The sequence below is a fragment of the Alloyangia pacifica genome, assembly GCF_900116195.1.
Lineage (GTDB): Bacteria > Pseudomonadota > Alphaproteobacteria > Rhodobacterales > Rhodobacteraceae > Salipiger > Salipiger pacificus.
In genome coordinates, this window is record NZ_FOZW01000002.1 from 52,014 (window position 1) to 66,362 (window position 14,349).

Here is a 14,349-nt window from a genome sequence, read left to right on the forward strand (position 1 = left end):
GCCCTCTGCGGCGGGATCATTTCTTGCCGAGGAACTGGCCGACGATGGCGGTCAGCACGCCGCCACCGGCGGCTCCGCCAAGCAACTGCCCGATCAGGGCGCCGATATCGAGCCCTCCGGCCGCAGTGGCCGCATCGGCCGCCGCTGTCGGATCACCGCCCCCGAGAAGTGCGCCGATAGCCGAGCCGCCGAGGATGCCCCCGACCGCTCCGGACAGGAGCTTCGGTAGGACCGCCATGCCGACGGTCTTCACCACCTGCCCGGCCACGCCACCGCCAACCATGCCGGCAATGGCCTGGACGATCAGTGCTGCAATACCTTCCATGAATTTCGTCCTTCGATTGCAAATGTCCTCAAGTAATCAGCTCATGGTAACTCAGTCGGAAAAATTCCGTTAGGTAAAACTCTACCGCGGGTGAAAAGCGAGCGCGGTGTGCGCGACAGGCAGGACTGCCTGGAGAGTGTAGGGTCCCGGTCGGGGGGAGCCGGAACCCCACCGGTCAGGAATAGGCCCCTGCCGAATAGGTCAGCTCGTAGCTGTGGCTGTAAAGCTCGAAGACGTTGCCGAAGGGGTCCTCGACATAGACCATGCGGTAGGGTTTCTCGCCCGGGAAATAGGCGCGCACCGGCATCCGCTGCTTGCCGCCCGCGGCAACGATCTTTTCCAGCAGCCCCTCGATGTCCGGGTCCTGGATCGCGAAATGGAATGTCCCGTGACGGCGGAAGGCGAAGTTGTCCTCCGGGGCGTGGTTCCCGGCGAATTCGAAGAGCTCGATGCCGATGCCGTCGCCGGTGGAAAGATGTGCGATCCGCAACCGCTCCCAGCCCGAACCGAAGACGTCGGTGCACATCACGCCGATCGCGCTGTCATCCTCGACGACCTCGCTCGGGGGCATGAGCACGTAGAAGCCAAGAACCTCGGCGTAGAATTTCACGGCGGCGTCGAGATCGGGTACGGAAAGGCCGATGTGCGAGAAGGTGCGGGGGGTCGGTTTCATGTCGCTCTCCTGTTTGTTGAGGATGGGCGAGGTGTAGACAGGCACTCCCTATATGTGAAATTATCATATCTCATGATGATTCAAATGATGCGTTATGATTTATGCTCAATGCCACCTGGATCGAAACCTTCACCGTGCTTGCCGAAGAGGGGCATTTCACCCGGGCGGCCGTCCGGCTGAACATGACGCAGCCCGGCGTGTCGCAGCACCTGCGCAAGCTCGAAGCGCAGCTCGGGCAGGCGCTGATTTCGCAGGAAGGCAAGGGCTTTACCCTGACTGCGGCGGGGGAGGCCGTCCGTGATCTCGGCCTCTCGCGCCGCGCCGAGGAGCGCGCGCTTCGGGAGGCGGTCGGGCGCGATGACCCGGAGGTTGGAGAGCTGCGCGTCGCCTGTTCGGGCAGTTTTGCCATGCTCTTCTATCCGCACGCCATCGCGCTCATGCGGCAGTCGCCTGGCCTTTCGATCCACGTCGAGGCGGCACCGCAGGATCGGGTCCTCGCCGGTATCCTTGAGGGGCGCTTCGACCTCGGCGTGATCGCGGAGGACCCGCAGCATCCGCGGATCGACGCGCGGCACATCGGGCAGGAGGAGCTCTGCCTCGTGGTCCCGGCGGGGACTGCCAGCCCGCTGCGGTTCGCCGAGTTGGAGGCACTCGGGCTGGTCGCCCACCCGGACGTCTACAGCTATGCCGATGACCTCTTCGCGCAGAACTTTCCCGAGGCATTCACCGGGGCGGACAGGCTGCGGCTGCGCACCTACGTGAACCAGATCGGGCAGATACCTGCGCCCGTGGCCGAAGGGGTGGGGTACACGCTGCTTCCGCGCAGCGGTCTCACGGCGTTTCCACTCGCGGACCGGGTCGAGATCGCGCGTCTGCCGCACCCGAGGTACCATGAGCTCTGGTGCATCGCCCGGCGCGGGCGCGTGCCAAGCGCAAGGTTCGAGCGGATCAGGACGCTTGTCGAGGCGCTCTCGGCCGAGCTCGACTGAGGGCGGGCCGGTGCGACGCCGGCCCGCCCTGTCTCATTCAGTCAGGCGCCGCGTCGCGCAACGATGCCCGGTCAGCTGCCCAGGCCCTTGGCCTGTCCGGTGCCGCCCATCGCCGCAGGGGCGGGCGATGATGCCGAACCGAAGGCAAAGACCAGCGGCAGCATCGCGCAGATCGCAAGCAGCGCCTGTATCCCGAAGATCAGCGCATAGGGCGGCAGCGTGCTGCCGTTCGACAGGGTGACCAGCTGGCTGAGCAGCTCGAAGCCTTCCAGCCCGATTTCCGTGCCGATGATGATCACGAAGGCGAGGAAAAGCTGCGCTGCGCTCTTGGGGCCTGCGATCCGGCCCACGGCAAAGATCGTCGCCGTGGTCGCCATGCCGCCGCCGAAGCCGGTCAGCAGGCGTGATCCGATGAAGATGGCGTTGTCTGGCACGGGATAGAAATTCAGCACCAGCAGGCCCGGGTAGGCGAGGTAGGACACCAGCCCCAGCGCGGCGATGCCGATCCCCGTGAGGATGAGCGTGCCGTGGAGGTTCCAGCGCGCGAGCGCCATGGCGGTGCCGGTGGCGGCAATCACCTGCGCCAGCGCCGCCAGCGTGGCGCGATCGTCGATCAGCGTTGTCGAACAGGCGTGACGCACGAGGTAGGCGGTGTCGAAGAAACCCGTGGTCGCCACGTTCAGCAGGAACAGCGCGGCGAAGAGACCCGCGATGCGGCGGCGCGTTCCGGGTGCGGCGGCGGTGCCGGCAGGCTCGGCCCGCCAGACCTTATGCAGGTACCACAGGCTCGCGGCGAAGACCGCCGTGAGCGGCAGAACGAGCGGCGAGCGGATGGTCTCGAGCGAGGTGAGGAAGGTCAGCCCCTCGAAGAGGATCAGCGCCATGAGCGCCGCCAGCATCAGGCGGCCGGACAGCAGGGGCGGGGCATCGGGGGCCTCCTCCGGGGCGCGCCGGCGCAGCAGCAGGATCGCGCCGATCAGCAGCAGCACGACCACCGCGAAGCCGGCGAAGAAGCTGTCGAGCCCGTGCCGGGGCGCGACGACGCGGACGAGCTGGGGCGTGACGAGAAAGGCCAGCGGCATGGCCACCGACCAGACCCCGGTCAGGAACTTCTCCCAGCGCGGGCCGCCGAAGCCCGTCCAAGCCTGCGAGATCGGCGCCAGTGTCGCCAAGCCGAAGCCCGCCATCGGGAACAGCAGCACCACCAGCGCCACGCGGGTGTCCACCGGCGGGGCGAAGCGGAACAGCGCCGCCAGACCCAGTGCCGCCGCGCCCGACATGAGGCACATCCAGACCGCGAGGCGCCTTGCCGGAATCCGCCGCATCAGCCAGGGCGCGACCAGCAGCGAGACCAGCACCGCCCCCATGAGCAGCTCCATGATCGCCGCCGTGGCCTCGACGGTGATCGACAGGAAGCTGGCGAAGCTGCCCTCCGAGACGAAGACGGTCGAAGCGATGACCGAGCGCAGCCCGTTGCCGAGCAGCACCAGCGGCACCAGCAGGAGGAGACCCAAGCCGTTCATGCCCCGAGATGCTCGGCAAGGCGGATCGCCATGGCGGCGATGGTGAGCGAGGGGGCGTTGACCGGGCAGCTCACGTGCGTGCTGGCTCCAAGGATGTAGAGATTGTCATGCTGGTGGCTCCGCAGGTCGGGGCGCACCACCGAGGTGTTCGGGTCGGTGCCCATGCGGGTGGTGCCACCGATGATCGCGTTCGACAGGTAGGGATCGTTGGTGTGCACCTCCGGCGCGCCCATGCGGGTCAGCACCTCGCGCGAGACATCGGTGGCCACCTTGATCCCGGCGTTGGTGTAATCGTCCACGGTGAACGCGATGCGCGGCTTGGGGATGCCGGCGCTGTCCAGCTGGTCGGACAGGGTGATGCGGTTGTCGGGGCTGCCCAGCGTCTCGGCCGAGGAGTTGAGCCGCACGTGCCGCCCGATCTGGCTGTCCAGCGCGGTGACCAGCGCCGCGCCGCGCAGGCCCTTGGCGATCAACTCCTTCGACAGCTTGGTGGCGTCGTCGTTGCCGCTCCAGCCATTGTTCATGAAGGAGGTGCCGAAGGGTGCGTACTCCTTGCGGAAGGCGCCGTCGCGATATTCGGTGATGCCCGAGGTCTGCTGCGGCCCGCGGTAGGGATAGACCGGGTCGCGCACCTCGCCCCAGACATCGACGTTCCACTGCGAGAGCAGGTAGCGCCCCACGTGGTCATTGCCGTTTGCCACGCCATTGGGCGCGGTCTCCTGCTTGGAGTTGAGCAGCAGGCGCGGCGTCTCGATGGCGTGGCAGGCCAGCACGTAGGTATTGGCGCTGACGCTCTGGGTGGTGCCGTCCGGGCGACGGATGGTGAGGCCGCTGACCTTGCCGTCTTCGCCCACGGCGACATGGGTGACCAGCGCCTGCAGCTCGATCCGGGCGCCGGCGGCCACCGCCTTGTCCATGTCGACCGAGGCGTCGTACTTGGCGGCGATCGGGCAGATCGGCACGCAGGTGTTGTTGCCGCAGCAGGGCGGGCGGCCGTCGTGCACCTCCGAGTTGCGGGCATGGCTGAAGATCGCCGCGTTCAGGCCCATCTGGTCGAGTGCCTGCCGCTGGATCTGCGTGTCCATCCAGGAGGCGGGGATCGGCGGCATCGGATAGGGATCATCCGCGGCGCGCGGTGCCCCCCAGGTGTGCGCCGGGTCACCCGCAACGCCCCAGCGTTCCTCGGCCTGACGGTAGTAGGGCAGCAGGTCGTCGTAGCTGATAGGCCAGTCGGCACCGCGCCCGTAGAGCGTGGCGGCCTTGAAATCCTCTGGGCGCAGCCGGTCGGCAAAGCCGGTCCAGTGCCAGCTGGTGCCACCATAGATGCGCAGGTAGGCCCCGACGAAGCGTGCCGGTCCCGCCTGATCGTAGAAGGCGTCGTAATCGGTGTCGGTGGGATGCGGCGCGAAGTCCTGGCTGGGGTAGGGCGCCTGCGGTCCCTTTACCGGGTTCTCGTAGAAATCCGCCAGGTACTCGCCACGGGTCTTGCGCCCGCCGGCCTCGAGCACCAGCACGTCGCGCCCGGCCTCGGCGAGGCTGCGCGACAGATGCGCGCCGCCCATGCCCGAGCCGACGATGACAATGTCGGCAGAGAGGTCAGCAGGTCCGGTCACGCGGCGCTCCATTCATCATTCCAGTAGCCGAAGCCCGGCCCGGCACAGAGCCCCGGCGCTTTGCCGAAGCTGAGGGATTTCCAGCCGAGCGCGTGGGGGTAGTTGATCATCCGCGCGTCGTCGTCCTCGGGGTCGGCGGTGCCGGTGAACAGCGCTTCGGTCAGCCATTGCAGCTGCGCCTCGCGGCTCGCGTCCTCCTGCGGCTCGAGCAGCGGCGCGACGCCGGCCTGCGCCGCATGGGCCGCGAGCACGTCCACCGCGGACGCACCGAACTTCGCCTCGAAAAGCGCCGTGACGCTCTCCAGCAGTTGCGGCGCCACCTCGACCGGGCCCGCGAGCGCGTAGAGGATCGAGCGGAACATGGTCCGGTCCCGCGCGGTGTTGAGCGAGGCCGCCAGCGCGCCGCCGGGCAGCGCCGCCATGGCGACGAGGCTGACGCCGCCGCCCAGCACGGCGCGGCGGGAGCGCGGCGCGGGGCTCATGGTGCCGAGACCACGACGAAGCCGCGCGAGCGGTTCGAGCCGCTGTCGGTCATCATCATGCCCGCATGCAGCGTCTCCACCGAGACCCAGACCGGAGGGTACTTGTACTTGGCCACGTCGAGGATCAGCACGCTGTCGCTCGCCTCGTCATAGGCGGCGACCGGAGAGATGTGCCCGTCACCCTCCTGCGGCAGCGCCTTGCGCGAGTAATTGGCGATGAAGCGCGAGTTGCGATCCGACAGCGTGGCCTTGATCGCCTCGCGCAGCGCGTCCACCGAGGTCTCGTCGGCGAAATGGTGGTCGGCCTTCATCCCGAGGTTCTCGATGAAGGTATCGAGCTCGGCCAAGGTCAGGCCTTCGTGCTCGACCATGGCATAGGGTTTCAGCTTCTGGTTTGCCTCGTTGAACAGCGTGTCCTGGGTGAACAGGGTCCACGGGTAGAGCCGGTCGGGCGAGGGGCGCGAGATGTCCAGCGAGTTCGCCACGGCGGCGACCGAGGCCGGGCCGCAGAAGGTCAGGATCTGCTCGTACTCCAGGTAGGAGGCGAGCGGGAAGTAATCGCGGTTCATCGAGGTCGCCAGCAGACGGTCCTCTCCCTCGGCGCTGGTCAGGTAGACGAGATCGTCTGCCATCACCGGCCCGGCGAGCGTCAGCCCGAGCAGGGCGGCGATCAGTTTGCGGCGAACCATTTTGCGATCTCCTCGATGTCGCTGTCGGAAAGTTCCTTGGCGTAGACGCCCATGACGTCGGCCATGCCACCTTTGCGGTAGCCGGAGCGGTAGGATTTCAGCGCGCTCTGAAGGTAGTCCTCGCGCTGCCCGGCGAGGATCGGCACGCCCGCGACCAGCGGGTTGCCATCAGCCGAGTGGCACGACACGCAGGACGAGACGCTGGCGGGCACGGCGGGTGCATCATCTGCCCAGGCTGCGCAGGGTGCGAGCAGCGCGAGCAGGGCGAATTCAGGCCTGAATGGCGACATTGAACATCATCCCCAGATCTTCGTGTGGCAGGATGTGGCAGTGCATGACGAACCGCCCGTCGAAATCGGTGAAGCGCATGCGCAGGGTGACCGTGCCCGCGGCGGGCACCGCGATGGTGTCCTGCCATTGCGGATTGGCCAGCGGCTCGCCGTTGATCTTGATCACCTGCATCGGGTTCACGTGGACGTGGATCGGGTGCGGGAAGGGCGTGGTGTTCACCAGCTCCCATTCCTCGGCCTCGCCCAGCTTGGCGACGATATCGTCGCGCTTGGGATCGAAGGGCTCGCCGTTGAGCGTGAACACCGTGTCCTTGAACATGCCCTCGACATCACTGACGCCGAGCACGATCTGCCGGGTGCGGACGATCTCGTCGTCGGGGATGTCGGTGAGCACCTTGTTCTTCGGCAGCGGCCCCTTGGGCAGCTCGGTGCCCATCTTCACGTCGGGCGCAATGCGGTTGGTGTCGGCGGGCAGCACGATGACCTCGGCCATCAGCACCTCGTCCAACGGCTGCTTGCCCTGGCTGAAGGCCGGACGACGCAACATGTAGCTGCCCGGCTCCAGCGCCTTGACCATCAGGTTCATGCGGTTGCCGGGGGCGAGGAAGATCTCGCCGGTCTGGCGCGCCTCGGGGTAGGGGTTGCCGTCGAAACCGATCTCGTGGAGCTCGAGGCCGTCCAGCGTCATCGGCAGGAACTGCTGATCCCCGGCGTTGAGCATCCGCCAGTGCTGCACCTCGCCCGCGCGCATGTAGATGCGCGGGTGGTAGTGGCCGTTCACCAGCCAGTAGCGCTCGGCGTCCAGCGACCAGATCGTGTCGTAGCTGTCGAGATCCTCGGCCTTGGGGTCGACCACCGGGCATTGGAACACCATGACCCGCTCGATCGCGGCCGCCACCTCGGGCACCTCGTCGAGCGTGCCGCCGACGATCATCATGCCGCCGCAGCCGGAGGCCACCTGCAGCGCCACCGAGCCGTGCCGGTGCGGATGGTACCAGTAGTTGCCCGCCGGATGATCCTCGGGCAGGCGTACGATGTAGTTGAAGCTCTCGCCGGGGTGGATCTGCAGGTAGACGTTGTCCGAGTTGCCCTTGGGGCTGACGTGGAAGCCGTGGAAATGCAGGTTGGTCGTGCTGAACTCGTTGGGTGTGTTGAGCACCGCCGGGGACGGATCGGCGTTCGGCGGCATGTCGTTGTGGAGGGTGATCTCCATGTCGTCGCCGGGCAGCACGCGGAAGGTCGGGCCGGGAATCTCGCCCTCGTAGAGCCGCAGCTTGGCCTGCGCGTAGGGCAGTTCGATCTGCGATTGCTTCATCGTCAGGTCGAGCCGGAAGCGTCCGGCGACGGAATGGACCTCGCGCGGGTTCGGCAGGTCGGCCGCCAGTCCCAGCGGCGAGCGCGCCGGTATTTCGGTCTCCGCCCCTGCGGCGAAGGCGCCTGCTGCGCCTACTGCGCCCAGCAGCGCGGCCCCTCCGACAGAGGCCGTCGACAGCAACAGCGTCCTGCGGGTGAGTTCCTTGGCGTGGGGGGCGAATGGATCGGGCTTGGCCTGTGGCATGGGTCTTTGGGTCCGATCTTGGCTCGTCAGCTAGGGGTGTCTTTCGTCAATACTACCTATGCACGAAGATGGTACCCGTTATGCGCGTACAGACTGGTTCAGATTTGGCAACAATGCGAAAGAGCTCCCCTTCATAATCCCATCGGGTCGCGTGAGTGGTCGGTTGGCATGTTGCACGTTTTGATTGTGCCTTGTGCATCAGGCGTTTGCCGATTTCTGTGAGGAGGAAGGACCGCGAAGCTGTGCTGCCGTTTCTGCGGTCACGGCATCTTTCCGCGTTGCCGAAAAGCAACGGGGCCCGCGTCGCGGACCCCGTGCAGTTTCTGAAAAGACGTCGGGCGCTCAGGCCTTTGCGTCGAAAAAGGCCCGCGCCCGGATGAGAACCGCGCGAAAGGCCTCGAGGTCACCCGGCATGTCATCGCTTGCCGCGTCCTCGGCGACGAAGGCGCCGCCTGACTGGTCAACGGCGGTGTCGAGCATCAGGTTGTCGCGCATGCCGTGGTTCTCGATCATCAGCCCGTCGGCGGCGCGGGTCACCTCGCCGTCGGCCTCGAACGGGCCGCCGGCGTAGAAATCCTCGGTCAGCCGTGTGTAGTAGTCGCGCGCCGAGTTGGAATAGGCAAAGCAGGGCTTGCCCTGCGCGCGCATGTAGCCGACCTCGAAGGCGGTGCCGACATCCGCCGAGATGCCTCGGAACGGCGTCAGATTGGCGATGATGAAATCGCTCTCATCCATCATCTTCTCGTTCGCCAGCCCGATCGACAGGCCGAAGGCGAAGGGGGTGTCACCGCCGAGCGCGTCGCCGTCCTCGGCCAGCGTCGAGGGATGAAAGCCATACTCCAGCGCCATTTCGCCCTTGGTCCGCATTACCTCGGAGGCATTGCGGAAGAAGACGTCGGGCCCGGCGATATAGACCTTGTGCGTCGGGGTCACGTCAGTTTCCCCGCATCCAGCGCCGCGAGGATCCAGTTCTTCCAGGTCTGGTCCTTGTCGGCCTTCTCGGGGATCACCTTCGAGGCCTCTTCCATGAAGAAGCGGTAGTCCCGGCCCATCTGCTGGCCCTTCAGCGTGTGCATGTCGAGCGCCACGTCAGGAATTTCCGGCAGGCGCTCGCCCAGTTCCACCGAGCGACGCGCCCAGTTCACCAGGTCGTCCGAGGTGCGTTCCTTCTCGCTGCCCGAGATCATGCGGATGGCATGGGCGGCAAAGAGGAAGCGGTCGCCGGCGGGGCGGGGGTAGCGCTTGTGCTGCTGGTAGAGCGTTTCGACCAGCACGGGCAGCTGCGAGTTGCCGGTGCCGACATCCTCGACCGCGATGACACAGAGGCGGGACCACATCATCTCTTCCATCTCGGGGCTGGTGAGGAACATCTCCCAGCCGAGCAGGATGGCGTTTTCCAGCATGCCGCGGCGCAGGCTCTTCTGAAGGGCCGAGATCACGTCATCGGCGGCGAAGCCGTGCTCAGTTGTGGTGCGCTGCCAGGGATCGGGGGGTTGGTGTACGTTGATCATGGATCACTCCGGGTTGTACGGCGCTTACGACCAGCGCGTCCTGACGACGCGTTCGGCCCGGTGCGCAAGGGAAAAGCAGAGAACGGCGGCGACGGTCACCACCAGCGAGGTGCCGAGCGCGCGTTCCATGGCGAAGCGGCTGGCGGCTTCGCGGAACATGAAGCCAAGGCCGCTGCGGCCCATGAGGAACTCGGCGAGGATGGCGGCGAGCACGCCCTCGGGGACGGTGATGCGCAGGGCGATCATCAGGTTCGGGACCGTGGCGGGCAGCACGAGGTGGCGCAGCCGCGCCGCGCGGCTGGCACCGAGCACGCCGAAGAGGTCATCGGCGCCGCGCGGCAGGTCCTTCAGTCCCGCGCCGACGAAGACGAAGGTCGGGAAGAAGGCCGAGACGGCGACGATGGCGACGACCGTCGAGATGTCGTAGCCCAGAAGTCGCGCCAGGATCGGGATCAGCGCGACCACCGGCACCGAGGAGAAGATCAGCCCGAGCGGCGTCAGCATCCCCGCCAGCAGCCGAGAGGCCCAGGCCGCCACGGCGACCAGCGCGCCGAGCGCGAGGCCGATCGCGACGCCCGCCGCGGCGGTGGCCAGCGTCTGCGCGGCATTGGCAAGATAGAGCGCGGGATGGGACAGCACATCGCGCAGCACCGGCCAGGGGGCGGGCAGCACGATGGAATTGAGACCGGCGAGGCTGACCCAGCCCTGCCAGAGCGCGAGCAGCAAGAGCACGGCCCAGTTGCGGGCGAGGAATTGCGAGAGGCGGGTCATCGGAATCTCCGGTGCACGGCCGCCTCGAAGAGCCCGAGCAGCCCGTAGAGGATCAGCGATGTCAGTGTGGTCAGCAGAACGGCGGCCCAGAGCAGCGGGATCTGGAAGTTCTGCATCGCCGAGATCATCAGCAGGCCGAGCCCACGCGAAGCGCCGAACCATTCGCCGACGATGGCCCCCATGAAGGAGACCGGCACCGCCAGCTTCAGTCCCGAGGCGAGCGCGGGCAGGGCCGAGGGCAGTTCGAGCCGCCAGAAGGCGGTCAGGGGGCGCGCGCCGAGGGTGCGGAAGAGATCGGCATGCGCGGCCTTGGTGGCCTCCAGCCCCGAGGTGGCGGCAACGTAGATCAGGTAGGTGACCGCCAGCGCCGAGATGGCGACGGGGATGGTCTCGCGGCTCATCAGGATCATGAAAACCGGGGCAAGCGCGATGGCGGGTGTGGCGTGCACCAGCGCCACGAGGCGGTCGATCCCGGCGCGCGCGGGCCGGACGAGGCGGGTGAGCAGTGCCAGACCGAGGCCGATGCCGGTTCCGGTGAGGTAGCCCAGGGCCACCGCGGCAAAGGTGGTGCCGGCGGCGCGGCCAAGCAGCTGGTGATGCGCGGGGTCGGCCAGATAGGCGAGGACTGCCGTGAGCGGCGGCCAGGTCATTCCCGCAAGGCGATAGGCCCCGATCAGCTGCCACGCCAGGCAGAAGAGCAGCACGCCCAGCACTGGCGGACCGTAGCGATGCAGGCGCGCGCGCAGTGTCAAAGCGCCGCCTCCTCGGGTTCGAGCGCCAGCGTCAGCTCGTCGACCATCGCGTGGAACTCCGGCGTGCGGAGCACCGAGGGGTCGCGCGGGCGCGGGAAGGGCACGGTGACCTCGCGCAGGATGCGGCCGGGGCGGCCGGTCATGACGATGATGCGGTCGGCGAGGAAGATCGCCTCGTCGACGGAATGGGTGACCAGCAGGGTGGTCAGGGTGCGGGTGCTCCAGATCCGCTGAAGCTCGACGTTCATGTGCCGCCGGGTGACCGCGTCGAGCGCGCCGAAGGGCTCGTCGAGCAGCAGCACGTCCGGATCCAGCACGAGGGCGCGGGCGATCGAGGCGCGCTGGCGCATGCCGCCCGAAAGCTGGCTCGGCCGCGCGTCGCGGAAGCCGGTGAGGCCGACCAGCTCGATCAGCGCATCGACGCGGGCGTTGTCGACCTTGGTTCCGGCGACGCGGTAGGGCAGGGCGATGTTCTGCGCGACCGAGAGCCAGGGCAGCAACGCGTGATCCTGGAAGGCGACGCCAAGCCGGTGCGCGGCGGCCAGCTGCGAGGGCGCGCGGCCCTCGATGCGCACCTCGCCGGTGCTGGCGGACTCCAGCCCGGCGATCAGCCGCAGCACCGTGCTCTTGCCGCAGCCCGAGGGGCCGAGCACGGCGACGAACTCACCTTCGCGCAGGCCGAGGTCGATCCCCTCCAGCGCGGTCACGCTATTGCCGTCATCGAGGCGGAAGGACTTCGAAACGCTGTCGAGGCGAATGGCGTCGGGGGTGGCTTGCGTCATGCGGGCTCCGGGGCGTCAGGGCAGAGAGGCCATGGGGGCAATGCGCTCCCATGGCCGATGTGCGTCAGATGGGGGTTCCCCTCAGAGCGAGGCGAGCGCTTCTTCGAGCGGGCCGAGATCGACGATCTCGGAGGCGACAACCGGGGCCTCGATGCCTGCAGCGGCGGCGACCGGCGCGACGGAGCTTTCCACCAGCGCGACGTCGAACCAGAAGGGGCCGGGGCCGCCGGGTGCGGTGACCAGCGGCTGGCCAAGCTCGCTCTGGCGGGTCTGCTGGGCAAGGTCTAGGCCGAAATCGGCACCGTATTTCTCGACCGCGAGCTTTGCGCCCTCGGCCGGATCCTTGCCGTTCTGCACCCAGCCGCGGGTCAGCGCGCGCAGGTAGCGCACCACCAGGTCACGGTTCTCCTCGACGAAGGATCGGCGGGCGACGAGCGGTGCGCCGGGCACGGTGTAGCCGAGATCGCTGAACAGGGTGACGTGGAAATCCTCGCCCTCGGTGAGGCCCATCTGTTCGAAGGTGATCGGCTGATTGGTGGCATAGGCCATGTAGGCATCGCCGTCGCCTGCCAGCAGCGGCTCGGGCGAGAAACCGGTCGGCACCAGCTCGAACTGGTTCTGCTCCAGTCCCGCCTTTTCCAGCACGAAGTTCAGCGTGTTGGCGTCGGCGGGCATTTGCGACAGGATGCGCTTGCCGATGATGTCCTCGGGTTTCAGCACCGGGTTTCCAGACAGCGACATGATCGCCGAGGGGCTGGTGGGGTAGTTGCAGCCGAGCACGATGAAGTCGTTGCCGCGGGCGCGGGCCTCGAGGAAGGGAATCCAGTCACCGCCGGCAAAATTGCATTGGTCCGCGGCCAGCTGCACCAGTACGCCGGGCGCGTTGGGGCCGCCGGGGGTGTAGCGGCCCTCGATGCCCTCATCGGCGAAATAGCCGTTCTCCAGCGCCATCCACAGGCCGGCGTATTCGGCGTTCGGAATCCAGCCGAGCGCGGTGGTCAGCGGCACGAGATCCTGCGCGGCACCAAGGCGCGGCAGGGCGGTCGCACCGAGCAGCGCGGTACCACCGGCAAGGAAAGAGCGGCGAGAGACATCGAAAAAGGGTGTCATGGTCGACTTGTGTCCCGTAACTGAGGTTACATTTGCACCGGTGTGTGGGATAATTTTTACACATAGCCAAGAAGAATGTGCTATTTGTTACATTGCGGGCGTTGGCAGGGTCGGAAGTGCTGAGAAAATGAGCAACAGTCAGGCGCAATACGGATTGCCGGCCCAAACCTCGGTCGCGCGTCGGATCCAGGAAGCCTATCCCGAGCTGACCGCCGCGCAGCGCCAGTTCGCCGAGCTGGTGCGCCGGTCGCCTCTCAAGGTGGCGCGGTTGAATATCCATGACGCCGTGGCGCAAGTCGGCGTGTCCGTGGCCACCGCGAACCGCTTTGCGACGGCCCTCGGATATGAGGGCTACGCCGAGTTCAAGGCTGAGCTGATCCGCGGCTTCGAGCTGCTGTTCGAGCCCTATGACCGCTTCGAGCAGGAGCTGCAGGAGCACGAAGGGCCGCTCGGCGCATTGCGCATGTCGCTGGCCACGGATGCCGAGAGCCTGCGCAGGGCCTCGGCCGCGATGACACAGGATGACCTCGAGAACGCTGTAACTTTGGTTACAGAAGCGCGACGGATCCATGTGGCAGGCTTCGACCTTGCGGCCCATCTGGCTGGGATCTTTGCCATCGACCTGTCGATGATCGGCTGCCGTGCCACCACCGCCACCAATGGCGGCGGCTCGATCGGTGCGATCCGCGAAATCTTCGATTTCGGCCCCGAGGATCTGGTGATCGCCATCGCCTTTCCGCATTACTACACCGACACGCTGCGCATCGCGAACTATGCGGCGGAGGCCGGGATCCCGGTGCTTGCGGTGACCGACACGCTGGCCTCGCCGCTGGCGGCAATCGCCCGCACCAGCCTGTTCGTGCCTCCGGCGCAAGGCGGGCAGTTGCCGTCGTCCACAGCGATTCTCGGGCTGCTGGAGGGGCTGACCGCGGCGGTGGCAAAACGCCGCCCGGATGCAACCGAGGCGGGCCGGCGCTTTGCCGAAGCTGCCTACCCGTGGATGACCGCCGGTCCCAAAAGCTGGCCGCATCGGGACTGAGGGATCGTCAGCGCGCGGAGATCGCTCATGAGGGGCCGGCTCCGGCCCGGCCCGGTCGGGTCGCGGCTGCCGGGCAAATGCGTCGGCGCGTGGGCCGAACACCGCGGCGGCCATCAGTACCATCAGCAGCAGCCCGCGGGGCGGTGCGCCAGCCGACGGCCCCTGCGGCGCGCTGAGCGTGCCAAGATCGGTCAGCTCCCCGTCATGGAGCACCTCGACCTTGTCCAGTTCCGGAGGTGAAT

General features: G+C 67.3%; 16 protein-coding genes. 2 read left to right on the forward strand and 14 right to left on the reverse strand.

The window, feature by feature from the left end; translation table 11 throughout:
• Nucleotides 1-16 precede the first annotated feature (16 nt).
• Together BM397_RS04625 and BM397_RS04630 are read right to left on the reverse strand one after the other, a co-directional pair.
• Entirely contained in the window at nucleotides 17-325 is a 309-nt protein-coding gene (locus BM397_RS04625; RefSeq protein WP_092419058.1) for a hypothetical protein, read from the reverse strand.
• A gap of 175 nt (nucleotides 326-500) precedes the next feature.
• Entirely contained in the window at nucleotides 501-998 is a 498-nt protein-coding gene (locus BM397_RS04630; RefSeq protein WP_092419060.1) for a lactoylglutathione lyase family protein, read from the reverse strand.
• A gap of 101 nt (nucleotides 999-1,099) precedes the next feature.
• Between BM397_RS04630 and BM397_RS04635 the strand changes: the two genes are divergently transcribed.
• A complete protein-coding gene (locus tag BM397_RS04635) occupies nucleotides 1,100-1,987 on the forward strand; it encodes a LysR family transcriptional regulator (RefSeq protein WP_092419062.1) in 888 nt (295 codons plus the stop codon).
• A 71-nt stretch (nucleotides 1,988-2,058) separates the two neighbouring features.
• Here BM397_RS04635 and BM397_RS04640 read toward each other — a convergent pair whose 3' ends face one another.
• From BM397_RS04640 to BM397_RS04695, 12 genes are all read right to left on the reverse strand, one after another.
• The gene (locus tag BM397_RS04640) at nucleotides 2,059-3,510 is read right to left on the reverse strand and encodes a hypothetical protein (protein WP_092419064.1); all 1,452 of its coding nucleotides are present in this window, start codon (nucleotides 3,508-3,510) and stop codon (nucleotides 2,059-2,061) included.
• A complete protein-coding gene (locus BM397_RS04645; protein WP_245695925.1) occupies nucleotides 3,507-5,123 on the reverse strand; it encodes a GMC oxidoreductase in 1,617 nt (538 codons plus the stop codon). Before BM397_RS04645 ends, BM397_RS04640 begins: the two co-directional genes overlap by 4 nt.
• On the reverse strand, nucleotides 5,120-5,605 hold the full coding sequence (locus tag BM397_RS04650; protein ID WP_092419068.1) for a sugar dehydrogenase complex small subunit: 486 nt from the start codon (nucleotides 5,603-5,605) through the stop codon (nucleotides 5,120-5,122). The genes BM397_RS04645 and BM397_RS04650 overlap by 4 nt, the downstream gene beginning before the upstream one ends.
• A complete protein-coding gene (locus BM397_RS04655; protein ID WP_092419070.1) occupies nucleotides 5,602-6,294 on the reverse strand; it encodes a phytochelatin synthase family protein in 693 nt (230 codons plus the stop codon). Before BM397_RS04655 ends, BM397_RS04650 begins: the two co-directional genes overlap by 4 nt.
• Nucleotides 6,276-6,584 (reverse strand): c-type cytochrome, encoded by a 309-nt coding sequence (locus BM397_RS04660; protein WP_092419072.1) that lies wholly within the window; start codon nucleotides 6,582-6,584, stop codon nucleotides 6,276-6,278. The genes BM397_RS04655 and BM397_RS04660 overlap by 19 nt, the downstream gene beginning before the upstream one ends.
• A complete protein-coding gene (locus tag BM397_RS04665; protein ID WP_092419074.1) occupies nucleotides 6,565-8,142 on the reverse strand; it encodes a multicopper oxidase family protein in 1,578 nt (525 codons plus the stop codon). The genes BM397_RS04660 and BM397_RS04665 overlap by 20 nt, the downstream gene beginning before the upstream one ends.
• 342 nt (nucleotides 8,143-8,484) lie before the next feature.
• Nucleotides 8,485-9,075, reverse strand: coding sequence for a nucleoside 2-deoxyribosyltransferase (locus BM397_RS04670; protein ID WP_092419076.1), 591 nt, complete (start codon nucleotides 9,073-9,075; stop codon nucleotides 8,485-8,487).
• Nucleotides 9,072-9,653 (reverse strand): AAA family ATPase, encoded by a 582-nt coding sequence (locus BM397_RS04675; RefSeq protein WP_092419077.1) that lies wholly within the window; start codon nucleotides 9,651-9,653, stop codon nucleotides 9,072-9,074. Before BM397_RS04675 ends, BM397_RS04670 begins: the two co-directional genes overlap by 4 nt.
• Nucleotides 9,654-9,677: 24 nt before the next feature.
• Entirely contained in the window at nucleotides 9,678-10,424 is a 747-nt protein-coding gene (locus BM397_RS04680; RefSeq protein WP_092419079.1) for an ABC transporter permease, read from the reverse strand.
• Complete coding sequence (locus BM397_RS04685) at nucleotides 10,421-11,176, reverse strand: ABC transporter permease (protein WP_245695926.1); 756 nt, start codon at nucleotides 11,174-11,176, stop codon at nucleotides 10,421-10,423. The genes BM397_RS04680 and BM397_RS04685 overlap by 4 nt, the downstream gene beginning before the upstream one ends.
• Complete coding sequence (locus BM397_RS04690) at nucleotides 11,173-11,958, reverse strand: ABC transporter ATP-binding protein (RefSeq protein WP_092419081.1); 786 nt, start codon at nucleotides 11,956-11,958, stop codon at nucleotides 11,173-11,175. The genes BM397_RS04685 and BM397_RS04690 overlap by 4 nt, the downstream gene beginning before the upstream one ends.
• Before the next feature lie 81 nt (nucleotides 11,959-12,039).
• Nucleotides 12,040-13,068, reverse strand: coding sequence for an ABC transporter substrate-binding protein (locus BM397_RS04695; RefSeq protein ID WP_092419083.1), 1,029 nt, complete (start codon nucleotides 13,066-13,068; stop codon nucleotides 12,040-12,042).
• A gap of 127 nt (nucleotides 13,069-13,195) precedes the next feature.
• On the opposite strand from BM397_RS04695, the gene BM397_RS04700 reads away from it, so the two are divergent.
• Nucleotides 13,196-14,107, forward strand: a complete 912-nt coding sequence (locus tag BM397_RS04700; protein WP_092419085.1) for a MurR/RpiR family transcriptional regulator — start codon at nucleotides 13,196-13,198, stop codon at nucleotides 14,105-14,107.
• The last annotated feature ends 242 nt before the right edge of the window (nucleotides 14,108-14,349 follow it).

Excerpts from the sequence above, each read along its gene's own strand:
- BM397_RS04625 (WP_092419058.1), bottom strand. The coding sequence starts at position 325 with ATGGAAGGTATTGCAGCACTGATCGTCCAGGCCATTGCCGGCATGGTT.
- BM397_RS04630 (WP_092419060.1), bottom strand. The coding sequence starts at position 998 with ATGAAACCGACCCCCCGCACCTTCTCGCACATCGGCCTTTCCGTACCC.
- BM397_RS04635 (WP_092419062.1), top strand. The coding sequence starts at position 1,100 with ATGCTCAATGCCACCTGGATCGAAACCTTCACCGTGCTTGCCGAAGAG.
- BM397_RS04640 (WP_092419064.1), bottom strand. The coding sequence starts at position 3,510 with ATGAACGGCTTGGGTCTCCTCCTGCTGGTGCCGCTGGTGCTGCTCGGC.
- BM397_RS04650 (WP_092419068.1), bottom strand. The coding sequence starts at position 5,605 with ATGAGCCCCGCGCCGCGCTCCCGCCGCGCCGTGCTGGGCGGCGGCGTC.
- BM397_RS04655 (WP_092419070.1), bottom strand. The coding sequence starts at position 6,294 with ATGGTTCGCCGCAAACTGATCGCCGCCCTGCTCGGGCTGACGCTCGCC.
- BM397_RS04660 (WP_092419072.1), bottom strand. The coding sequence starts at position 6,584 with ATGTCGCCATTCAGGCCTGAATTCGCCCTGCTCGCGCTGCTCGCACCC.
- BM397_RS04665 (WP_092419074.1), bottom strand. The coding sequence starts at position 8,142 with ATGCCACAGGCCAAGCCCGATCCATTCGCCCCCCACGCCAAGGAACTC.
- BM397_RS04675 (WP_092419077.1), bottom strand. The coding sequence starts at position 9,653 with ATGATCAACGTACACCAACCCCCCGATCCCTGGCAGCGCACCACAACT.
- BM397_RS04680 (WP_092419079.1), bottom strand. The coding sequence starts at position 10,424 with ATGACCCGCCTCTCGCAATTCCTCGCCCGCAACTGGGCCGTGCTCTTG.
- BM397_RS04690 (WP_092419081.1), bottom strand. The coding sequence starts at position 11,958 with ATGACGCAAGCCACCCCCGACGCCATTCGCCTCGACAGCGTTTCGAAG.
- BM397_RS04695 (WP_092419083.1), bottom strand. The coding sequence starts at position 13,068 with ATGACACCCTTTTTCGATGTCTCTCGCCGCTCTTTCCTTGCCGGTGGT.
- BM397_RS04700 (WP_092419085.1), top strand. The coding sequence starts at position 13,196 with ATGAGCAACAGTCAGGCGCAATACGGATTGCCGGCCCAAACCTCGGTC.